Here is a 21,052-nt window from a genome sequence, read left to right on the forward strand (position 1 = left end):
ACGGATGTGCTAGAGTGGTAATCACAACGACGCGGGGTGGAGCAGCTCGGTAGCTCGCTGGGCTCATAACCCAGAGGTCGCAGGTTCGAATCCTGTCCCCGCTACGAAACGAAGAAGGCCCGGATCGCTACGATCCGGGCCTTCTTCGTGTGTCCGTCCCGGTGCACAGGGTGAACCAGGGGTTCCATTGTGGACGCAACCCTGACCACTGTGGACAGATCTCGATTTTCGTGGCACGGTAGAGGCGTGTCCGATTTGAACGCAACTGCCGCAGCATTGCTTGGTTTGCTCCATGACGGTCCCGCTACCGGTGGCGAACTCGTGGCGGCGGCTGAGGAACGATTCGGCACGTTCTTCAGCGTCACGAGGAGTCAGGTCTACCGGGAGCTCCCCGCGCTGCACAAGGAGGGTTACGTGCGGTTGGGGAAGCAGGGGCCCCGTTCCAGTCAGCAGTACGTCCTCACGGCCGCGGGGAAGAAGGCCTTCAAGGCGTGGCTGACGAGTGCCTCCGCGCCTGACCACCTGCGGAGTCCGCTCATCCTCAGGGTGGTCAACTCGGGTGTGCTCACACCGAAGCAGCGAGCGACCCTCTTCGAGTCGGCCCGTGAGACCTACAAGGCCGAACTCGACGAGGCCAGGGCCGCGGTGAAGGCAGCCGTCGACCCGGTGGAGAAGGCGGTCGCCGAGTTCGGTCAGGCGCACGCCAGGGCCGCGCTGAAGCTGCTGGACGCGGTGTCGTCGGCCTGACGGGCCGTGACGGTGGGTCAGCGAGAACGGTGAAGACGGCGAGTCGGAGCGACCGCCCGGGAAGCGGTCGCTCGATTTGCCGTAACCTTGTGTTTCGTGAGTGCCGACTTCGAAGCTGCGCTGAAGGACCTCGGCGGCAAGCTGGCCCAGATCGAGGCCGTAATGGATCTGGATTCGCTCCGCAAGGAGGTCGCCGAGCTGGAGGAGGAAGCCGCCCGGCCGGACCTCTGGAACGATCCAGAAGTCGCCCAGAAGGTGACCAGCCAGCTCTCCCACAAGCAGGCTTCCCTGAGGCGTGTCACCGAACTGCGTCAGCGGGTCGACGACCTCGCCGTGCTGCACGAGCTGGCCGAAGCCGAAGGTGACGCGGCGAGCCGGTCCGAGGCTGAGGCGGAACTCACCGACATCACTCGCGACGTCGACGCCCTCGAGGTCCGCACCCTGCTCTCCGGCGAGTACGACGAGCGCAACGCCGTCGTCACCATCCGGTCCGAGGCCGGTGGCGTGGACGCGGCCGACTGGGCGGAGATGCTCCTGCGCATGTACCTGCGGTGGGCGGAGCGGCACGACTACCCGACCCAGGTCTACGACATCTCCTACGCCGAAGAAGCGGGCATCCGGTCGGCCACCTTCAAGGTCAGCGGGCCCTACCTCTACGGGACGCTTTCGGTCGAGCAGGGCACCCACCGCCTCGTTCGCATCTCGCCGTTCGACAACCAGAGCAGGCGTCAGACGTCCTTCGCGCACGTCGAGGTGCTCCCGGAGGTCGAGGAGGTGGACCACGTCGAGGTGCCCGAGAAGGACATCCGCGTCGACGTCTACCGTTCGTCGGGCCCCGGTGGGCAGAGCGTGAACACCACCGACTCGGCCGTGCGCATCACCCACCTGCCCACGGGCATCGTGGTGTCGTGTCAGAACGAGAAGTCGCAGTTGCAGAACAAGGCCTCGGCGATGAAGGTGCTCCAGGCCAAGCTGTTGCAGCGGAAGAAGGAAGAGGAGCGCAAGGAACTCGACGCGCTGCGTGACAGCGGTTCGAGTTGGGGCAACCAGATGCGTTCGTACGTGCTGCACCCGTACCAGCTGGTCAAGGACCTGCGCACCGAGTACGAAGTGGGTAACCCGTCGGCCGTGCTCGACGGTGAGCTGGACGGTTTTCTCGACGCCGGCATCCGTTGGCGCAAGCAGCAGGCCGAGGTCGCGTAGGCGGGAGCGCGGAGCCGGTGGTCAACCGAGGCTTAACCGGCTCCGACTGTAGGATGGCCGACCGTGATCCGGCTTGAGAGTGTCTCCAAGGTCTACAAGACCTCTTCACGTCCTGCGCTCGCAGACGTCTCGGTCGACGTGGACAAGGGTGAGTTCGTCTTCCTCATCGGCCCCTCGGGTTCGGGGAAGTCGACGTTCCTGCGGCTTCTGCTGCGGGAGGAGGTACCCAGCCAGGGCCGGGTGATGGTGTCGAACTTCGACGTCGCCAAGTTGCCCCGGCGCAAGGTGCCCCGACTGCGGCAGACGATCGGCTGCGTGTTCCAGGACTTCCGGCTGCTGACCAACAAGACCGTGGCGGAGAACGTCGCGTTCGCCCTCGAAGTGATCGGCAAGCCGAAGAAGACCATCGACAGGGTCGTCCCCGAGGTCCTGGAGCTGGTCGGCCTGGACGGCAAGTCGGATCGGATGCCTCACGAGCTGTCCGGCGGTGAGCAGCAGCGCGTCGCGATCGCGCGGGCGTTCGTGAACCGTCCCCTGGTCCTGCTCGCCGACGAGCCCACCGGGAACCTGGACCCCGACACGAGTCAGGACATCATGCTCCTGCTGGAGCGCATCAACCGCACCGGAACGACGGTGCTCATGGCCACCCACGACCACTCGATCGTCGACTCCATGCGCCGTCGGGTCGTCGAACTGGATCACGGGCGCGTGGTCCGCGACGACCGGCGCGGCGTGTACGGCGTCAGCCGCTGACCGCTCCCGGTCGTTCCCCCACCCGCCTCCCCACTTCCCCCGACCCAAGGAAACCTCGTACCGATGCGTGCCAGCTTCGTCTTGAGCGAGGTCATCACCGGCCTTCGCCGGAACGTCACGATGACCATCGCGATGATCCTCACCACGGCCATCTCGCTCGGGATGTTCGGCGGTGGTCTGCTGTTCGTCCGCACGATCGACAAGATGAAGGCGAACTACCTCGACGACGTCCAGGTGACGATCTATCTGAACGAGGAGGTCAGTTCGAGCGACGCCACGTGTGCGTCCGACACGTGCACCACGTTGCGGCAGTCGCTGGAGACGAATCCGGGCGTCGAGTCGGTGATCTACGAGAACCGGGACCAGGCCTACAAGCGGTTCCAGGAGATCTTCGCGGGGCAGCCGGAGCTCGTCGAGCTGGCCCGTCCCGAGTCGCTGCCCTCGTCGCTGCACGTGAAGCTCGTCAATCCCGAGCGTAGTGACGTACTCGTGCAGGAGTACTCCGCGATGGAGGGTGTCGACCACGTCGACGACCAGAACAAGTTCCTCGAACGATTCTTCGACATCCTCAACGCGGGACGGAACGGTACGTTCATCATCGCGTTGATCGCCGCGTTCGCGGCCGTGCTGCTCATCGCGAACACCATCCAGGTCTCGGCGTTCACCCGGCGCACCGAAGTGGGCATCATGCGTCTCGTCGGTGCCACCCGGTGGTACACGCAGTTGCCGTTCCTCCTGGAGGCGGTGGTCGCCGGTGTGCTGGGCGCGGTCATCGGCACGGGCGGCCTGGTCGCGTTGAAGTACCTGGTGCTCGACTCGATCATCGGGGCGACGGGGTCCGTCATTCCCCAGATCGAGCTGGTGGAGATCCTCGCCTGGGTGTCGCCCATACTGCTCGGCACGTCGATACTGATCTCGGCGGTCACGGGTTACGCGACGTTGCGCCTGTACGTGCGGCACTAATTCGGTCGGGAAGACCGTCAGGGAAAGATACAGTCGAGGTATGGCGAAGGAAGTCGGTCAGAAGGTGATCGCGTCGAACCGGCGTGCCCGGCACGACTACACGATCATCGACACCTACGAGGCCGGAGTGGCGCTCGTGGGTACGGAGGTGAAGAGCCTGCGCGCGGGCAAGGCGTCGCTGGCCGACTCGTTCGCGACCGTGGACGACGGCGAGGTGTTCCTGCGGGGCCTGCACATCCCGGAGTACTCGCACGGCACGTGGACCAACCACGAGCCGCGGCGGACGCGCAAGCTCCTGCTGCACCGCAAGGAGATCGAGAAGCTGATCGGCAAGACGAAGGAGTCCGGTCTCAGCCTCGTGCCGCTCTCGCTGTACTTCAGGGACGGCAAGGTCAAGGTCGAGTTGGCGTTGGCGAAGGGCCGCAAGGCGCACGACAAGCGGCAGGCCATCGCCAAGCGCGACGCGCAGCGCGAGATGGCGCGCGCGATGGGACGGGCGGCGAAGGGCAAGTACCGCCGTTGAGCGTCGCCGACGATCACCACGGGCCCGGTCCGCGGTCCGACGAGGACGTGGCGGACTGGGTGCGTGGACTCGGCCTCGACGGGATCGTGGACGTCCACGTGCACTTCCTGCCCGAGCGGGTGCTGCGCAAGGTGTGGGCGTACTTCGACGACGCCGAAAAGCACTACGGCCTGCGGTGGCCGGTGTACTACCGGCTGCCGCAGCCCGAGCGGCTGGCCGTACTGCGGTCGCTCGGGGTGCGGGCGTTCGCGCCGCTGGTGTACCCGCACAAACCGGACATGGCCGAGTGGCTCAACACGTGGGTGCGCGAGTTCGCCGCCGACGTGCCCGAGGCCGTCCCCACCGCGACGTTGTTCCCCGAGCCCTCCGTGGCGACCTACGTGGAGGAGGCTCTGACCGCGGGTGTGCGATGTTTCAAGGCGCATGTGCAGGTGGGCGCCTACGATCCCCGCGACGCGGCGCTCGACCTCGCGTGGGGGCTGATCGCGGACGCCGGTGTGCCCGTCGTGGTGCACTGCGGGCACGGGCCGCTGCGGGGTGAGCACACCGGCATCGAGGTCTTCGAACAGGTGTTGAACCGGCATCCGCGGTTGGTGGCGGTGCTCGCGCACGCGGGCATGCCCGAGTACGACGCCGCACTGGAACTGGTGCGGCGGTACCCCAACGTCCACCTGGACACCACGATGGTCGGCGTGCCGTTCACCGAGGGGTTCATGCCCATGCCCGCCGCCTGGCCGAGCCGGCTGGTCGACATCGCCGATCGGGTGGTGCTGGGGACCGACTTCCCGAACATCCCGTACTCCTATGCCACCCAGTTGCGTGCCGTGGCGTCGTGGGCGGAATCGCACCCGGGCCTGGGGCAACCGTTCCTGCGTGCGGTGCTGCACGACACGCCGTCGCGGTTGCTCAGGCAGGCACCGGCGTCCGGGACCGGACGCGGGTGAGGGCGTAGGCGCAGACGACCAGGGCGATCCACGGCCACGGCGCCGAGGAGAATCCCGTGGCGGCCAGCGCGAGTGTGCCCGTGGCGCCGAGCAGCGCCGCGACACAGAGCCGGGGCGTGGAAGTGGGCCCCGAGTGCGGCACGTGGGTCTCGAACCGGCCGAACACCCGTAGCAGCACGGCCAGGATGGCGCCGGCCGACAGCAGCCAGCCCGGGGCCGTGGCGAACCACGTGATCGTGCCTGGAAGTGGTGTCGCGTAGTCGAACCAGAGCACCGTCACACCCGTGAGCACGATCAACGCGGGCATGTGCCACAGGTACACGCTCATGAACCGGCTGCCGAGCCAGCCGAGGGTCGAGGCGATCGCGGGTCGTTCTGCCCACGTCGTCAGGAATTCGCGGGCGGCGAGAGTGAGACCGATCTGGCCGACGGCGAGGGACACCAGGACAACGGCGGGAGGGCTCATGTTGGACATCGGAGCGCCAGGCATTCCGATCATGCTCGCCACGTACGGGCCGAAGGCCACGAGGAGTGCGGTCACGCCGAACCCGGCCGCCGACACGGACAGGGCCGCACGGCGGGACAGGCGTCGGAGCGTCCCGTCGGAGTAGAAGAAACCGAGCTGGTGCACGGCGAACCAGACGAAGACCGCGTTGGCGTAGCCGACGTAGGGCATACCGTCGAAGCGGGCGGCGTCCACCACGGCCGCCAAGGCCGCGAGCACCGCGGGAACGGCCCAGCGCCAGCGTCGGTGGGCGGCGACGAGCAGCGGCGTGGCGAGCACGGTGATCAGGTAGACGCCGAGGAACCACAGAAGCTGTGCCGCGATCGAACTCGCCAGCGCCACGGGCTGCTCAGGGGCGCCGAGCAGCCGCAGCACCGGTGGAACGGCCGTCCAGACGGCGAGGAGCGGCAGCACCGGAAGCAGGAGCCTGCTCAGCCGCCTCGACAGCCACGAGCGGGCCGTGGTGGCACGGGTCAGCGACAGGTGGTTGGCGGCCCCACCGGTGAAGAACACGAGAGGCATGACCTGTGACAACCACGTCACGATCCACCATCCGGGCGTGGTGAACGCGTTGCCGGCGGTGAGCAGACCGTCGGTGTAGCCGAGCACCGGCATGGTCCAGTGCTGGACCACCACGGCCACGATGGCCAGTGCGCGGACGACGTCCAGGAAGCGGTCTCGGGTGGGCACCACGGTCGCCGTTCTCGGCGCACTCAAAGTCATGATCGAATCGTGGCGTGCCCGGCGGCGGAAAACAGCGGTGCGAGCCGGTGTCTTGAAGGTGGGGTTGTCCCTACCGTGTCGGCCACCACAGTGGACACACCGGGGACACACCGGGGACGCACCGGGGACACACCGGGGACACACCGGCACGGGCGGCATGGCGAAGCGAGCGCGTCGGCGCCGGGAACCCCGGTTCGCTTTCCGCGGTCCCCACTCACCCACCGTCGGGGCTTCAGCGTCCGAGATAGGTCAGCACGGCACGGACCCGGCGGTGCTCCGTGTTGCTGCTCTCCAGGCCGAGCTTGGCGAAGATGTTGCCGATGTGCTTCTCCACGGCACCGTGTGACACGACGAGCCGGGAGGCGATGGCGCTGTTGGTGAGACCCTGCGCCATGAGGCTCAGCACCTCGGATTCGCGCGGGGTGAGCGAATCCAGCGGGTTCCGGCGCCCCCGCGCCATGAGTTGGCTGATCACTTCGGGGTCGATCGCCGTGCCTCCGGACGCCACGCGCCGCACGGCGTCCAGGAACTCGGCCACGTCGGCCACGCGTTCCTTCAGCAGGTAGCCCACGCCACCCGCGCCGCCGGAGAGCAACTCCACCGCGTACGTCTCCTCGACGTACTGCGACAGCACCAGCACCGGCAGACCCGGCACGAGCTGCCGCGCCCGCAGCGACGCCCGCAGCCCCTCGTCGGTGAACGTCGGGGGCATCCGCACGTCCGCGATCGTGAGATCCGGACGGTGCTGCTGAACCGCCTCTATCAGGTCATCGCCGTTGTCCACAGCGGCCACCGTCTCGACGCCGTCGTCGGCCAGCAGCCGCTGCACCCCCTCCCGCAACAGGACGGCGTCCTCCGCGATGACCACGCGCATGTGTACTCCCCAGGTGTGCGATACAGCTCACCACGTACACGGCAGGTCCGCTCGGACGACGGTGGGGCCGCCGGGTGGGCTGACGACGGAAACGGTGCCGTCTATGGTCGCAGCCCGGTCGGCGAGGCCCGCAAGGCCACCACCGGGTCGTAGACTCGCGCCGCCCTTACCGTCGTCGGTCACCTCCACCACGACGGTGTCGCCGTCGCGCCACACCCTCACGGAGGCCCGGTCGGCTCCGGAGTGCTTGGCGATGTTGGTCAAAGACTCACCCACGATGAAGTAGGCCGTCGTCTCCACGGCCGCGGGAGGGCGGGGCTCCACCTCCACCGTCACGTCGACGGGAATGGGCGATTTGGCGGCCTGCGCGGACAGCGCCGCGTCGAGGCCCCTGTCGGCCAGCACGGCGGGGTAGATGCCCCTGGCGAGGTCGCGCAGCTCCGACACCGCGAGTTTCGCGTCGGAATGCGCCTCGTCGATCAGCTCCCGCAGCGCGTCGGTGTCGGGTCGAGTACCAGCGCCGACCTTGGCCTTCGCCCGGCCCAGGGTCATGGCCACCGAGACGAGTCGCTGTTGCGCGCCGTCGTGGAGGTCGCGTTCGATGCGTCGTCGTTCGGCCTCGGCCGCGTCCACGCCGCGCGCCCGCGACGCTTGCAGCCGCTGGGCCCGCGCCTCCGCCCTCTGCGCCTTCGGAGGTCCGAGCAGGGCGGAGGCGAGCTGGGCGTGCAGCCATCCGAGCGTCGGCATCACCCAGATCGCGACCGGCACGAGCAGGATGGCCACCAGACCCACGGCGAACTCGACGATTCCGATGGGGAAGGCGAGCATCAGGTACGCGAGGTCGCGCCACGTCGTCGGATCGGTCGCCCGGGTCAACCAGCGTCGGCCCCACCCGCCGTCACCGCGTGCGCGTTCCGCGTCGGGGACGCTCACACCCAGTGTCCGCCGTACCCATGCCCGTTCCAGGTCGCCGAACGCGCGCACGAGCCAGATCGTCGCCGTCAGGATCGGGATACCGATCCAGATCACGACGGTGGCGACCCCGATCAACGTGCCGCAGACGATCAGCACGAACTGGACGAGTCGCAGCGGGAAGCTCGCGATCATGAAAAGGAGGGTGAGCCACCCTCGTGGTCGCTCCGGTGAGCCCGCCGATGAACTTTTGGGGTCTGCGGAAGCCTTGTTCGGCATGCGCACATTCTCCGTGGTCACGGGCGCACCGGGAACGGGGCCGTCTCGGTGTCGTCCGCGTCGAGCTCCCGCATCCGGTTGAACGTCGGACCCAGCATCGCCTTGGCGAAGCGCGCGTGCGCCGCCCCGAGTCCACGGGTCAGCAGTGCCGTGCACACCAGCAACAGCACACCGAGCGCCGACCACGGCAGGGCCGTCCAGACGGAGTCGACCGTCACCCAGCGCAGCGAGACGTCATGCGACGGGAAGTGCCACGCGCCACCGGGGAGGAACCGGTAGTAGACCGGCAGCGCGAGGAGAGCCAACGAAACACTCCACGTCGCGACCATCAGCACGAATTCCGCGATACCCAGGGGGAACAGCAGGAACAGGTAGACGTACTCCCGCCACGTCGCCGAGTCGGTGAGCCGGGTCCGCCACCGTTGCTTCAGACCTCCCTGCGGCAACGGCCTGGTCGAGGGCGGGATGTAGGCGCCGAGCAGGGCGTACACGCGGGCTCGCTCCACGTGGGCGGCTCCCCTCGTCAACAGCACCGTACCGGCGAGGACCGGCAGGCCGATCCACACGATGGCGGTGCCGATCCCGAAGACGGTCAGCGTCAGCAGCACCACGAAGGCGGCGACACCGATGGGGAAGCTCAACAGCAGGTAGGTGAGTGAGCCCGCGACCGAAGGACGGCCGCGCTCGTGGTCGTCGTGGGACCGTACCGTCGACATGGCTGGAACGTCCTTTCGCTCTCTCGTCCGTCCCAGCATCACCGAGCAGGGCCCCTCCGGCCATCAGGCCTGCTGGTCTCGTGGGGGTAGGGCTGTCCCCACCCTGAGGTGTGTGGGGAGGTGTGTGGGGACGTCGGCCCACGGGAATTATCGGGTTGCGCCCCGCGTTATCCTTGGTGCAGTGATCGGAAGAGATCAGCTGAACTAGGGGGTGAACGGTTTCGACTCTGGACGTTGATCCAGGGGAAGCGTGCCGGTGCAGGCAACGACCACCGCAAGCGTCGTCGCAATAAATACAAGCGCCAAGACGAACAGTCAGCGCGACTTCGCCCTCGCCGCCTGAGCGACGGTGAAGTCTGTCGGCCCGGGGACGCCTCCGCCCCGGTTCGCCGGCATCAGCTAGGAGGCTCACCGCCGGTTCCGGCCACGGGAACCGGTTGGGAAGCGAACAGTGGCTGGGCCCGTCACACCGGCTCGTTCGCGTGACCGGTGGGGCCGAGCAGAGACACAGCGAACTGCGCACGGAGAAGCCCTGGAAAGGCGGCAGAGGACCCGGGTTCGATTCCCGGCACCTCCACGACCGGCAAGAAGGCCACCCGCTCAGCGGGTGGCCTTCTTGTTTCGTGGGGGCCGCCGCGGTCGGCTCGACCGCTGCATACCGGCGCCCGCCACCGGGTAGTCGGCTGTCGAACACACGAGCGAACGAGGTGACGACATGGCCGACGACAAGCGCACCGGGCGACCGGAGCCGACACCCGAGAAGGACCCTGACGACTGGGTCACCGGAGCCGAACCGATGACCGGCCCGCAGCGCTCCTACCTCAACACCCTCGCGCAGGAGGCCGGTGAGCAGGTGCCGGATGAGCTGAACAAGGCGGAGGCGTCCGAGCGGATCGACGAGCTCCGGAAACGCACCGGGCGCGGTGGTTGACGCCGCTGTTTGGGCCTCCCGACGCCCGGCAAGTCTGCGAAGGGACGAGAGGAGCCACGGATGACGTCGCAACCGCCGAGTCCGGTCAAGGACAAGAACTACAACCTCATCAGCGTGTTGCAAGCATCGCTCGAATACGCCTGGCAGATGGAGACCTACATCGCCGATGCCGAGCGAGAGGGCGACAACGAACTCGCCACCTGGTTCCGCAAGATCCAGGAGAACAACGTCAAGGCCGGGGAGCAGGGCAAGCAACTGCTGGCCGAGCGGCTGAAGAAAGGTTGACGTCCATGGACCACGATCACTTCATCGGTCAGGTTCAGGCGCGGGCGCAGTTGGCCAGCCGCGGCGAGGCGGAAGGGCTGACTCGCGCGACGCTGGAAACCCTCGGGGAACGCATTCCGGAGCAGGTCGCCACGCATCTCGCCGACCAGTTGCCCATCGAGATCGGGGAGAACCTGCGCAGGACCATCACCATGGGCGGCGCGGGGTCGGGGGAGCGGTTCGGGCTCGACGAGTTCGTGCGCCGGGTGTCGGAACGCGGACACCTCCCCGAGCCCAACGCTGTGTACGGGTCCCGGGTGGTCCTCGAAGTGACGGGTGAGGCGACCCAGGGGGTGCTGAACAAGGTCCGTGACTCGTTGCCGGAGGAGCTGCGTCCGCTCGTGGACTCCGGGAGCAAGGGAGAAATGAGCTGAGCCGCCTTCTGATGCGGTGAGGGCGCCGCGGGTATGCGGGAGCCGGGTGAGCTCGTGCGGTGTTCGGCACAATGCCGCGCATGGCTACTCCTGCAGTGGAAGCCCGCGGCGTCGGCAGGTGGACCGTGGACATCGCGATGGTGGCGCTCGCGGCGCTCTCGGTCGGGCTGCTCTCCTACGTGACCTTCTTCGACGTGTCGGAGGAGACGGCGCACACCGTGTTCGTCGTGGACACCGTCGTGTGCGGTGTCTTCGCGCTGGAGTTCCTCTGGCGGTGGCGGATGGCGCGCTGGAACCGGCGGTTCCCGATCCGCCGCTGGTACGAGGTGCTGGGCATGATCCCCATCGCCCATCCGGCACTTCGCGGTCTCCGTCTGTTGCGGATCGTGGTGCTGGTGGTGCGGTTGGCCCGCACCACCGACCGCGTGTTCGGGGAGAGGGCGACCCAGCGGTTCGTGGAACGCTTTTCGCGCCCCATCGTGGTGGCCATCAAGAAACCGGTCACCGTCGCCGTGCTCGACGAGGTGGCGAAGGTGCTCGAAACCGGGCGGTACCCGCGTAACATCGCGCGGTCCGTGGAGGAGCACCGGGAGCTGCTGCTCGACATCGTCACCGAGAAGGTGAAGAACGATCCGCAGGCGGGCCGGTTGTCCGGGCTGCCGTTCCACGACGAGATCCTGCGCTCGCTGGTGGACACCACCATCCGCGTCGTCCTCGACGTGCTGAGCGACCCGCGGACCGACGTGTTCTTCGCGCACGCCGTGAGGGAGAACCAAGCGCAGGTCCGCGCCGCTGTGGCCGAGGGCCTCCACGAGCGTGCGGACCCGACGCGGCCCGCGCACCGAAGCTGACGGAACGCCCCGTCTCGTGTCCGCAGGTTACGTACGCGTGCATGGGCTGCGGACACGGCGTCAGCGGCGGCGGGTCGTACCTTTCGTGGGTTCGGCGGTCAGCGGGTCGGGCGGCCAGGGGTGTTTCGGGTAGCGGCCGCGCAGTTCCGCGCGCACTCCCGCGTAGCCGTGCCGCCAGAACGACTCCAGGTCGGAGGTCACCGCGGCCGGTCGGCCGGCGGGTGACAGCAGGTGGAGCACGACGCGCACGGTCCCGTCGGCGATCCTCGGGGTCTCGCGCCACCCGAAGGTCTCCTGAAGCTTCACCGCGAGTACGGGTTCGTCCCCGGAGTAGTCCACTCTCACTCGTGAGCCGGTGGGCACCTGAAGCCGTTCCGGGGCGAGTTCGTCGAACCGCGCCGCCTGTGGCCAGGGCAGCAGGCGGCGCAGCGCCGCCGTCGTGTCGACAGCGGCGAGGTCGGCGCGGCGGCGCACGGTGCCGAGTTCCGGTCCGAGCCAGGTGTCCATCCGGGCGAGGAGTTCGTCGTCGGAGACGGCGGGCCAGGGCTCGCCGAGGTGCCGGTGCAGGAAGGCGAGGCGCTGCCGCAGCCGGGTGGCGTCGTCGGGCCACGGGAGCAGGCGCAGGCCCTCCCGCCGCAGGCCGTCCGACACCGCGGCGCGCACGGCCGTCGGGTCGGGATCCGGCAGGGCACGCTCCGAGAGCGTCACGGCGCCGAGTCGCCGTACCCGGCGGGAGACGACGTCACCGTCGGTCCAGGCGATCTCGTCCTTCTCGGTCACCAGCGCCGCGCCCGCCCACGTGGCCAGGCGCTCGTCGGCCACCGCGGCGAGGCGCACCACGCCGTGCGCGCGCCCCGGTTCCCGTGTCGCCTCCGCGACGGCCAGCCATTCGCTGTCGCCGAGTCCGCTTCCGGGCGGCACCTCCACCGCCGTACCACCTGCCAGGAGGTACACGGGCGAGTTGCCGGGCCGCCCTGGTCGCCGCCGGGCCAGCCGTTCGGGATAGGCCAGAGCCACCACAGCGGCGGGGTCGCGCGAGTCACCGCCACCGTGGTCGTCCACGAGCGCACCGAGGCGGGTGACCTCCCGCCGCCAGCGCCGCGCCTGAAGGTCGTCCGCCCCGCGCAGGCGGGCGAGTTCGGAGTCGAGGTCGGTTCGCTTCGAGCCCGCGTCGAGCAGCGCCACCACTTCGGCCGCTGTCCGGGCACCGACCACCTCGGCCCCGTCGAGCAGCGCGCGGGCGAGTCGCGGGTGCAGTCCCACGGAGGCCATTCGCCGTCCTCGCGCGGTGGGACGGCCGTCGGTGTCCACGGCACCCAGCGTGGCCAGCAGGTTCCTCCCCGCCATGAGCGCACCCTCGGGCGGCGGGTCCCACCAGGCGAGCCCGGCACCGTCCGGAGTGGACCAGCACGCCAGTTCGAGCGCCAGCCGGGACAGCTCGGCGGCCCGGATCTCCGGTTCCGGGTAGGCGGGCAGGCTCGCGTGTTCCGCACGTGGCCAGCAGCGGTACGCCACCCCGGGCGCCTCCCTCCCGGCCCGGCCGGACCGCTGGTCGGCGACCGCGCGCGACACCCGCACGGTCGCCAGCCCCGGAAGGCCACGCCGGTGGTCGACCCTGGGTACACGCGCGAGCCCGGAGTCCACCACCACGCGCACTCCGGGCACCGTCAGGCTCGACTCGGCCACCGCCGTCGACAGCACGACGCGGCGCCGCGGTCCCGGGGTGAGCGCCGTGTCCTGTTGCCTCGCCGACAGGCGGCCGTGCAGCACCACGACGTCGGCGTCGAGGTCGCCGAGCAGGTTCCCCACCCGGTCGATCTCGGCAAGGCCGGGGAGGAACACGAGGACGTCACCGTCGTTCTCCGCCAGTGCCGTGTGGACGGCCCTGGCGACACAGGCCTCGACACGTTCGCCTCGGTCGGGTGGCCGGTGCACGACGTCGACGGGATGCGCCCGGGCTTCCGCGGTGACGACCGGCGCGTCTCCGAGGAGCGCGGCCAGCCGTTCCGACGCCACGGTCGCCGACGTCGCCAGGAGCCGCAGGTCGTCCCGCAGCCCCGCGCGAGCGTCCAGCAGCAGTGCCAGCAGCAGATCGGCGTCGAGGTGGCGTTCGTGGCACTCGTCCAGCACCACCACCGACGTGTCGCTCAGCTCGGGATCGTTCTGGAGGCGCCGCACGAGGAGCCCGGAGGTCACCACCTCCACGCGGGTTCGGGCGGAGACCCTGCGGTCGCCCCGCACCGAGTAACCGACGGTGCCGCCGACCGGTTCCCCGAGCAACGCCGCCATGCGTGAGGCGGCGGCACGGGCGGCGAGCCTGCGCGGCTCCGCCACGACCACTTTGCGTGGCTCCGCCACGGTCACTTCACGTGGCCCCGCCACGGTCACTTCACGTGGCTCCGCCACGGTCACCTCGCGGTGGACGCGCCTTGCCAGCTCCAGCGGCACGAGTGTGGTCTTGCCGGTGCCGGGTGGGGCGACGAGCACGGCGCTGCCGTGTGCTTCCAAAGCGGCGCCGACGTCGGCGAGCACGGCACGCACCGGGAGGTCGGGCAGCACCACGGTGTCGAGGCCGCTCATGGGCCCTCGATCTCCGGTGGGTCGGAGACCTCGACACCGGACGGGGCGAGGTGCCGTTCCAGCGACGCGCGCCACGACCCCGAGTCGATCATCTTCCGGAGGGCGGCGTTGACGGCCGCCTGCCCGTCGAGATCACCCTTGCGCAGGCCGATGCCGTAGCTCTCGGTGGACCACCGGTCACCGGCGAGCGTCATCAGTTCGGGGTGTTGCGCGACGTATCCGGCGAGGATGGCGCCGTCGGTGGTCACGGCGTCGACGCGGCCGGCGATCAGCGCGGTGACGCACTCGGACACGCGCGGGTACTCCGCGAGCTTCACCGAATCGCCGAACCGCTGCTTCACGTTGTGGGCGGAGGTGGAACCCGTGGAGGTGCATACCGTGCGCCCGGCGAGTGAGTCGGGGCCGGAGATGTCGGCGGGGTCGGCGGAGGTGCGCCGCACGAGCAGGCCCTGTCCCGTTTCGAAGTACGGGCCCGCGAACGTCACCTCGCGGCTGCGTTCGTCGGTGATCGAGTAGGCGGCCACGACCAGGTCGACGGCGCCGGAACGCAGAGCGTCCTCCCGCGCCGAGGGGATGGTCTCCCGCCAGACGATGTTCTCCTCGGCGACACCGAGCTCGGCCGCGACGAACCGTGCGACGTCGGCGTCGAAGCCGACCAGGCGGCCGTCGATGGTCCGCTCCGACAAGCCCGGCTGGTCGAACCGGATGCCGATGGTCAACGATTCGGTGTCACTCGCTCGGGCGACAATCGAGCCGGGTTCGGCAGTGGTGGCCGAGCACGCCGCGAGCAGAATCCCTGCCAAAGCCACGTTGACCAGGCATCTGAGCCGTCGCATCGCCGTTGCCCCTCACGATTTTCACAGGTGCGCTGGCTAGCCTAGAGGTTGTGCTTCTCTCCCGTGGACGGCTGCTTCAGGGCATCGGACTGCTCGCCAGAATCGGGCTGGCGGCCGTCTGGCTGATCTCGGGGACCTTCAAGGTCGCCGATCCGGGCCAGACGTACCTCGCTGTGCAGGCGTACGACGTCCTGCCCGAGGGGCTGGTGCGCGTGGTGGCCACCGCGTTGCCGCTGGCGGAGATCGTTTTCGGGTTGCTGCTGCTGTTCGGCATGGTCACCCGGATCACGGCCATCGCGTCGGCTGTGCTGCTCGTGGTGTTCGTCGCCGGAGTGGTGCAGTCGTGGGCTCGGGGACTGACCATCGACTGCGGTTGCTTCGGTGGTGGCGGGGAGGTGGCACCGGGTGAGACGGCCTACCCCCAGGAGATCGCCAGGGACGTCGGTTTCCTGGCGTTGGCCGTGTGGTTGTCGGTGAGGCCGGACACGCCGCTGTCGGTCGACGGCTGGCTGAGGCGTGGGCGGAGTGCGACGGGGGAGACGTCGCAGCGGGCGGCCGAGGCGACCGAACGGAATGACGATTCGAGGAAGGACCCCAGTGGGCGGAGCGGAGCGGACGGCGAGGAAACGGCGCCAACAGCAGTTGGCCGCCAGGAATGACGGCGGGAAGGCCGTAGCCGCCGCACGGCGTGGTGGCGACGGCAAGCGCATCGCCGTGATCGTCGGCGTGGTCGTGGCCGTACTCGCCGTCGTGATCGGCGGGCTCGTGTGGACCAACGCGTCCAAGAACGCCACGGAGGGGCAGACGATCCCCACCGAGTCGGTGCAGGCGGACATCGCCGAGCGCAGGGACGGTGCCGTGGTCGTGCTCGGCGACGAGAACGCCCCCGCGACGATCGACGTGTACGCCGACTTCCTCTGCCCGGTGTGTGCGACGTTCGAGCAGCAGTACGGCCAGCAGATCATGCAGAAGGTCGCCCAGGGACAGCTTCAGGTCCGCCAGCACATGCTGCCGATGCTGGTGGAGCAGTCGGACCCGCCCGGCTATTCCATGGAGGCGGCCAACGCGGCGCTGCTCGCCGCCGACGAGGGCAAGTTCGTCGAGTTCCACGACAGCCTGTTCGCCAGCCAGCCCGAGGAGGGCAAGCGCGGCTACGACAAGGAACAGCTGATCCAGCTCGGCCGTGACCTCGGCATCACCAGCGACGCCTTCGCCGAGGGCGTGCGGAGCGGGAAGTACGAGAAGCTGCTCGACCAGGAGATGCAGCGGGTCAGCGAGGACACCAGCCTGCACCAGGACTTCGGTGGCGGTCAGGTCGGGTTCGGCACGCCGACCGTCGTCGCGAACGGCAGGATCGTGAACCTCGGTGACACCGCCTGGCTCGACAAGGCCGTGCGCACGCAGGCGAGTTGAGCGTTTCCCGTCTTGCGTGTACTCCCGGTGTTCTAGTGTTCGACCCGGAGTGCACGCGAGGAGGGAACCGTGGGGTAGTCCACCGCGTCGCACTCACGCGAAGGAGGGTGACGTGGACGGCACACCACACAGGGGTTTCTGGGTCGAGGAAGGCACTTACGACCACTACGCCCGCAGCATCGACCCCACCGGCGACGACGTCAGGAAGGCATCCGACCGGCACGTCTCGCCGCACATCGAACTGGGCGGCGACGGGTTCTCCGCGATGGGCGCGGAGGCCGGGTTCTCCGGCGCGTACGCCGCGCGTATGCGCGGAGTCCAGGAGCGGTTGAGCAAGCTCGGGGGCAACTGGCAGGCGATGGCTGACGCCGCGCGTCGTACCAGCGCGAACTACGAGGTCGTCGAGTCGGAGCAGCAGAGCACCATTCAGCGGCTGGGCAAGGAGCTCGGATGACCGAGACCGCGGAAGTCACCAGGGCGGCGCTGGACCTGCCCGACCAGTTCGCGCGTCGCATGCGCACCGACGACGCGGCCATCGACTCCGCTGTGGGCGGGCAGGCGGCGTTGCGGACGTCGCTGGACGGCGTTCGGGGCACCGCCTCGGCCCAGCGCGTACTGCTGTCGGAGCGGTCGTCGGGCAACGCCACGGACAACGCCGTCGGTACCGCACAGGCGCTGGAGGACGAGGTCCAGGCGCTGCTCGACGAGAGCATCGAGATCGAGAACGCGGTGGCCGAGGCGGCGGAGGCTCTCAAGGTGGGGCAGGTCGAGAACGACCGGGTCCGCGAGGAGATCATCCGCGAGATCAGCAAGACGATGAAGGCGGTCGCGGCGGCGAGGCAGACCCCGCCGGTGCCGACGGGCGGTCAGGCCGCCGTGCGCGAGCTCATGGTCCGGCTCCAGCAGAAGATCGCCGAGCTCACCGGACAGTCGGCCGACATCAGTGACCGCACGTTGTCCACGTTGACCGACATCGCGGGCAAACTCGGCCGCGACAGCGGGTCGACGACCGCGAGCAGTGCGAGCACCGAGGTCGCGTCGTCGTTCAACTCACAGGGCTCCGGCGGTGGTGGCGGTGGCGGTGGCGGCTCCGGTGGCGGCGGCTACAGCGGTGGTGGCGGTGCCGTGACCAAGCCGCGCCTTCCGGTGGCGATTCCTCCGCAGCCAGGTACCGGCGTGAAGATCAACCTGCCGAACGGGCAGACGGTCGAGGCGCCGAACGAAACGGCCGCCAAGGCCGTGCGCGCGGCGATCTCGCAGCTCGGCGTTCCCTACGTGTGGGGCGGCACGGAACGCGGGGTGGGGCTGGACTGCAGTGGGCTCACCATGACGTCGTACCGCGAGGCGGGTCTCGACATCCCCCGCCTCGCGCAGGAGCAGACCGTGGGTGCGGAGGTGCCGTCGCAGGACCAGCTTCTGCCCGGTGACCTCGTGGTGTGGTCCGGCCACGTCGCGATGGTGGTCGGTGACGGGCTCATGATCGAGGCCGGTGACCCGGTGAGCATCAACCCCATCCGCACCACCAACGCGGGGCAGCAGTTCATCGGCTTCTACCGGCCCACCGGATAGGTGCGGTCCATGACGGCAAGTGACAGTGGTGCGGTGTGTTCTCCGGGGGTTGTGGGGGAGTGATGGAGTTGGACGCGGAACGCGAAGCGAACCGGATCGACGAGCAGGTGCGGCAGACCTCGCAGCGAGCCGCCGACCAGTTCGCCCGCGTGGGCACCGTCAGCGGTAAGGCCGAGTCGGGTGACGGCGCGATCCAGGTCGAGGTCGCACCCGGAGGACTGCTCACGGGGGTCCGGCTCACCCATGCCGCGCTGAGGTCGGGCACCGACGCGCTCGCGCAGCAGATCCTGGCTCTGGCCCACACGGCGACGCGGCGGGCGGGCGACCGGATGTACCGCGCGCTGTCCCCCGTGCTGGGCCCGGACGGGGATGCCACGTTGGCGTCGCTGGGTTACGAGCCGTTGCCAGATGACGAGGAGGACGACTACCCGGTGTTGGGGAGAGGGTGAGGGACGCGGTGATCGAACAGGTGCCGGTCGGAGGCGGGAGCACCAGGGAGCTCATCGCGCAGGCCCGGGCTCGCCAGGACGCGTTGGCGTCCGTGGACGCGCTCATGGCCAAGGCCACGGGAACCGCGCACGACGTCGACAACACGATGGAGTTGACGGTGGACGCGCGCGGCAAGCTGCTGCGGCTGTGGCTTTCGCCCTCGGCGGTGAACTGGGGGCCCGAGCGGCTCGGTTCCCTGCTGGTCGAGGTCGCGCAGGTGGCGATGAGGGAGGCCATCCAGGCGAGTTACAACATGGTGGCGTTGCGGCTGGGCGAGGACATGACGTACCTCATCGAGCAGCTCTCCGGTATGCCCGCGCCTGCGCGTGATCCCCAGGCCGACACGGGCATCACCGTGGAGGAGTTCCAGCGGCGGCGCGAGGAGCGGCTGCGGGAGGCCGAACGGCGTACGGGCCGCACCACGCAGACGCAGCCGGACGACGCGGGAGGCGGTCCGGAGGACGAGGCCGACGACTACGACCTCGACACCTTCGACCCGGCGATGCTGCGGTCGGACCGGTAGGGAGACCCCCCGTGCGAGGTGCGCTCCACGGCCCTGTATAGTTGTCAGCACAAACGAACACGGGGCTATGGCGCAGCTGGTAGCGCACCTCACTGGCAGTGAGGGGGTCAGGGGTTCGAGTCCCCTTAGCTCCACGTAAATCGAGAACATGTATCGAAAGGCCCCGCTTGATATGGCGGGGCCTTTTCGTGTTCGGGCTCGGATCGTCCGCGGCGACGACGAGCCGCTTCGTTTCGTCTCACCGGGGTCGTGATCCCGTGGGTGACCGTGCCGGCTGGAGTACTTCCGTGGGCAACGAGCAGGAATCGCCCGAGGATTTATCACACGTGTGATACTTTGCCTGTATGGGGCATCTCGACATCACGTCCGTCGGTTACTCGCTTCCCGACGGCCGCCCGCTGCTCAGCGAGGTGTCGTTTCGGGTGAGTGACGGGGACCGGGTGGCTCTGATCGGGGCGAACGGCGCGGGTAAGAGCACGCTGCTGAAGATCGTCACCGGCGAGCTGGCTCCGGACTCGGGGTCCGTGTCCCGCAGCGGAAGTCTCGGGGTCATGCGGCAGTTCGTCCAAGGCTCGACGGTGGGCGACCTGCTGCTGTCGGTAGCGCCGCCGAGGATCCGCGAAGCCTTCGTAGCACTCGACCGCGCGGAGAAGGCGATGCGGGCACAGGACACGACGGACACGCAGATGGCCTACGCGTCCGCGCTGGCGTCCTGGGGTGAAGCGGGGGGCTACGACGCGGAAGTGCTGTGGGACGTGTGCACGACCACTGCCGTCGGTGTCCCGTTCGCGCGATGCCGGGAGCGCGCGGTGACCTCGCTGTCCGGTGGTGAGCAGAAACGGCTGGCGCTGGAGGCGCTGCTGCGCGGGCCGGACGACCTGCTGCTCCTCGACGAGCCCGACAACTTCCTGGACGTGCCGGGTAAACGCTGGCTGGAGGACCGCCTGCGGGAGACCAGCAAGAGCGTGCTCTACGTCAGTCACGACCGCGAACTGCTCGCACGCACCGCACGAAGCATCGTGACCCTGGAGTTGGGTGCGGCTGGCAACACCGCCTGGGTGCACGCGGGCGGGTTCGCCACCTACCGGAAAGCGCGCGAACGGCGGTTCGAGCGGCTCGACGAACTGCGGCGGCGCTGGGACGAGGAGCGGGCCAAGCTGCGCGCGCTCGTGCACATGTACAAACAGAAGGCCGCCTACAACTCGGACATGACCTCCCGGTACCGGGCGGCGCAGACCCGGCTCGCCCGATTCGAGGAGGCCGGACCGCCGGAGGCGCAGCCGCGCGAGCAGAGGCTGTCGATGCGGCTTCGTGGTGGTCGGACCGGCAAACGGGTGCTCGCCTGCGAGGGGCTGGAGTTGACCGGTCTTATGCACCCGTTCGACCTGGATGTCTGGTACGGCGACCGGATCGCGGTACTGGGCTCGAACGGCTCAGGAAAATCCCACTTCCTGCGCCTCCTCGCGGCGGGCGGCAGCGAACCCTCGGCCGAACACACTCCGGTCACCGGTATGGCGGTCGAACCGGTGGAGCACACCGGGACGGCCCGGCTCGGTGCGCGGGTGCGGCCGGGCTGGTTCGTCCAGACGCACGGGCGAGAAGACCTGGCCGGCCGAACGCTGTTGACCATCCTGCACCGCGGTGACGAGCACAGGTCCGGAATGCCGCGGGATGAGGCCTCCCGGACTCTGGCCCGGTACGAGCTGGCTCGCGCGGCGGAGCAGACCTTCGACTCCCTCTCCGGCGGTCAGCAAGCACGGTTCCAGATCCTGCTGCTCGAACTCGGCGGCGCGACCCTGCTGCTGCTCGACGAGCCCACCGACAATCTCGACCTCGAATCGGCCGAGGCGCTCCAACAGGCACTGGCCGCCTTCGACGGTACGGTGATCGCCGTGACCCACGACCGCTGGTTCGCCCGTGACTTCGACAGGTTCCTGGTGTTCGGAACGGATGGCGAGGTCTGCGAATCCACGACGCCGGTCTGGGACGAGACCCGCGTGGCACGAGAGCGAGGGTGAAC

At 69.1% G+C, this 21,052-nt stretch carries 23 protein-coding genes, 2 tRNA genes and 1 other RNA gene; 20 read left to right on the top strand and 6 right to left on the bottom strand.

The genetic code is table 11. From position 1 onward, the window contains the following. Positions 1-30 precede the first annotated feature (30 nt). From SACCYDRAFT_RS04340 to SACCYDRAFT_RS04370, 7 genes are all read left to right on the top strand, one after another. Positions 31-104, top strand: a tRNA-Met gene (locus SACCYDRAFT_RS04340). A 142-nt stretch (positions 105-246) separates the two neighbouring features. Beyond that, positions 247-747 (top strand): PadR family transcriptional regulator, encoded by a 501-nt coding sequence (locus SACCYDRAFT_RS04345; RefSeq protein WP_085979171.1) that lies wholly within the window; start codon positions 247-249, stop codon positions 745-747. A 96-nt stretch (positions 748-843) separates the two neighbouring features. Then, a complete protein-coding gene (gene prfB, locus SACCYDRAFT_RS04350; protein ID WP_005453936.1) occupies positions 844-1,950 on the top strand; it encodes a peptide chain release factor 2 in 1,107 nt (368 codons plus the stop codon). 63 nt (positions 1,951-2,013) lie between these two features. After that, positions 2,014-2,703: a cell division ATP-binding protein FtsE gene (gene ftsE, locus SACCYDRAFT_RS04355; protein ID WP_005453937.1), complete on the top strand. Its 690-nt coding sequence runs from the start codon at positions 2,014-2,016 to the stop codon at positions 2,701-2,703. Between the two features lie 63 nt (positions 2,704-2,766). Next, positions 2,767-3,666 (top strand): permease-like cell division protein FtsX, encoded by a 900-nt coding sequence (ftsX, locus tag SACCYDRAFT_RS04360; protein ID WP_005453939.1) that lies wholly within the window; start codon positions 2,767-2,769, stop codon positions 3,664-3,666. Between the two features lie 40 nt (positions 3,667-3,706). Next, entirely contained in the window at positions 3,707-4,189 is a 483-nt protein-coding gene (gene smpB, locus SACCYDRAFT_RS04365; protein ID WP_005453941.1) for an SsrA-binding protein SmpB, read from the top strand. Continuing rightward, the gene (locus SACCYDRAFT_RS04370; protein ID WP_005453943.1) at positions 4,186-5,133 is read left to right on the top strand and encodes an amidohydrolase family protein; all 948 of its coding nucleotides are present in this window, start codon (positions 4,186-4,188) and stop codon (positions 5,131-5,133) included. Before smpB ends, SACCYDRAFT_RS04370 begins: the two co-directional genes overlap by 4 nt. On the opposite strand, the gene SACCYDRAFT_RS04375 is transcribed toward SACCYDRAFT_RS04370, so the two are convergent. The 4 genes from SACCYDRAFT_RS04375 to SACCYDRAFT_RS04390 form a co-directional block, all read right to left on the bottom strand. Further along, a complete protein-coding gene (locus tag SACCYDRAFT_RS04375; protein ID WP_005453946.1) occupies positions 5,096-6,361 on the bottom strand; it encodes an acyltransferase family protein in 1,266 nt (421 codons plus the stop codon). The two genes, SACCYDRAFT_RS04370 and SACCYDRAFT_RS04375, sit on opposite strands and share 38 nt — an antisense overlap. A gap of 232 nt (positions 6,362-6,593) precedes the next feature. Beyond that, entirely contained in the window at positions 6,594-7,235 is a 642-nt protein-coding gene (locus SACCYDRAFT_RS04380) for a response regulator transcription factor (RefSeq protein ID WP_005453948.1), read from the bottom strand. 27 nt (positions 7,236-7,262) lie between these two features. Beyond that, complete coding sequence (locus tag SACCYDRAFT_RS04385) at positions 7,263-8,426, bottom strand: sensor histidine kinase (protein ID WP_085979187.1); 1,164 nt, start codon at positions 8,424-8,426, stop codon at positions 7,263-7,265. 17 nt (positions 8,427-8,443) lie between these two features. Then, complete coding sequence (locus SACCYDRAFT_RS04390) at positions 8,444-9,142, bottom strand: sensor domain-containing protein (protein WP_005453951.1); 699 nt, start codon at positions 9,140-9,142, stop codon at positions 8,444-8,446. Between the two features lie 207 nt (positions 9,143-9,349). Between SACCYDRAFT_RS04390 and ssrA the strand changes: the two genes are divergently transcribed. From ssrA to SACCYDRAFT_RS04410, 5 genes are all read left to right on the top strand, one after another. Continuing rightward, positions 9,350-9,722, top strand: a transfer-messenger RNA (tmRNA) gene (gene ssrA, locus SACCYDRAFT_RS25670). A 135-nt stretch (positions 9,723-9,857) separates the two neighbouring features. After that, positions 9,858-10,073, top strand: coding sequence for a DUF3072 domain-containing protein (locus SACCYDRAFT_RS04395; protein WP_005453953.1), 216 nt, complete (start codon positions 9,858-9,860; stop codon positions 10,071-10,073). Between the two features lie 60 nt (positions 10,074-10,133). Beyond that, on the top strand, positions 10,134-10,358 hold the full coding sequence (locus tag SACCYDRAFT_RS04400; protein ID WP_005453955.1) for a hypothetical protein: 225 nt from the start codon (positions 10,134-10,136) through the stop codon (positions 10,356-10,358). Positions 10,359-10,363: 5 nt separating this feature from the next. Further along, positions 10,364-10,771 (top strand): DUF2267 domain-containing protein, encoded by a 408-nt coding sequence (locus SACCYDRAFT_RS04405; RefSeq protein ID WP_005453957.1) that lies wholly within the window; start codon positions 10,364-10,366, stop codon positions 10,769-10,771. Between the two features lie 80 nt (positions 10,772-10,851). After that, positions 10,852-11,622, top strand: a complete 771-nt coding sequence (locus SACCYDRAFT_RS04410) for an ion transporter (protein WP_043536145.1) — start codon at positions 10,852-10,854, stop codon at positions 11,620-11,622. A 60-nt stretch (positions 11,623-11,682) separates the two neighbouring features. On the opposite strand, the gene hrpB is transcribed toward SACCYDRAFT_RS04410, so the two are convergent. After that, positions 11,683-14,202, bottom strand: a complete 2,520-nt coding sequence (gene hrpB, locus SACCYDRAFT_RS04415) for an ATP-dependent helicase HrpB (RefSeq protein WP_005453960.1) — start codon at positions 14,200-14,202, stop codon at positions 11,683-11,685. Further along, on the bottom strand, positions 14,199-15,038 hold the full coding sequence (locus SACCYDRAFT_RS04420; RefSeq protein WP_005453962.1) for a glutamate ABC transporter substrate-binding protein: 840 nt from the start codon (positions 15,036-15,038) through the stop codon (positions 14,199-14,201). The genes hrpB and SACCYDRAFT_RS04420 overlap by 4 nt, the downstream gene beginning before the upstream one ends. Before the next feature lie 50 nt (positions 15,039-15,088). Between SACCYDRAFT_RS04420 and SACCYDRAFT_RS04425 the strand changes: the two genes are divergently transcribed. The 8 genes from SACCYDRAFT_RS04425 to SACCYDRAFT_RS04460 all read left to right on the top strand — a co-directional run bounded on the left by SACCYDRAFT_RS04425 (position 15,089) and on the right by SACCYDRAFT_RS04460 (position 21,050). Further along, the gene (locus SACCYDRAFT_RS04425; protein WP_043536147.1) at positions 15,089-15,697 is read left to right on the top strand and encodes a DoxX family protein; all 609 of its coding nucleotides are present in this window, start codon (positions 15,089-15,091) and stop codon (positions 15,695-15,697) included. After that, positions 15,636-16,451, top strand: coding sequence for a DsbA family protein (locus SACCYDRAFT_RS04430; RefSeq protein WP_005453971.1), 816 nt, complete (start codon positions 15,636-15,638; stop codon positions 16,449-16,451). Before SACCYDRAFT_RS04425 ends, SACCYDRAFT_RS04430 begins: the two co-directional genes overlap by 62 nt. A 112-nt stretch (positions 16,452-16,563) precedes the next feature. After that, complete coding sequence (locus SACCYDRAFT_RS04435; protein WP_005453972.1) at positions 16,564-16,905, top strand: hypothetical protein; 342 nt, start codon at positions 16,564-16,566, stop codon at positions 16,903-16,905. Further along, positions 16,902-18,020: a C40 family peptidase gene (locus SACCYDRAFT_RS04440; RefSeq protein ID WP_005453975.1), complete on the top strand. Its 1,119-nt coding sequence runs from the start codon at positions 16,902-16,904 to the stop codon at positions 18,018-18,020. Before SACCYDRAFT_RS04435 ends, SACCYDRAFT_RS04440 begins: the two co-directional genes overlap by 4 nt. A gap of 62 nt (positions 18,021-18,082) precedes the next feature. Next, positions 18,083-18,469, top strand: a complete 387-nt coding sequence (locus SACCYDRAFT_RS04445; RefSeq protein ID WP_005453977.1) for a YbaB/EbfC family nucleoid-associated protein — start codon at positions 18,083-18,085, stop codon at positions 18,467-18,469. An 8-nt stretch (positions 18,470-18,477) separates the two neighbouring features. After that, the gene (locus tag SACCYDRAFT_RS04450; protein WP_005453979.1) at positions 18,478-19,032 is read left to right on the top strand and encodes a YbaB/EbfC family nucleoid-associated protein; all 555 of its coding nucleotides are present in this window, start codon (positions 18,478-18,480) and stop codon (positions 19,030-19,032) included. Positions 19,033-19,093: 61 nt separating this feature from the next. Then, positions 19,094-19,166 (top strand) — tRNA-Ala (locus tag SACCYDRAFT_RS04455). 210 nt (positions 19,167-19,376) lie between these two features. Continuing rightward, positions 19,377-21,050, top strand: coding sequence for an ATP-binding cassette domain-containing protein (locus tag SACCYDRAFT_RS04460; RefSeq protein WP_005453981.1), 1,674 nt, complete (start codon positions 19,377-19,379; stop codon positions 21,048-21,050). The last annotated feature ends 2 nt before the right edge of the window (positions 21,051-21,052 follow it).

It is taken from the genome of Saccharomonospora cyanea NA-134, assembly GCF_000244975.1.
In the GTDB taxonomy this organism is placed as follows: domain Bacteria; phylum Actinomycetota; class Actinomycetes; order Mycobacteriales; family Pseudonocardiaceae; genus Saccharomonospora; species Saccharomonospora cyanea.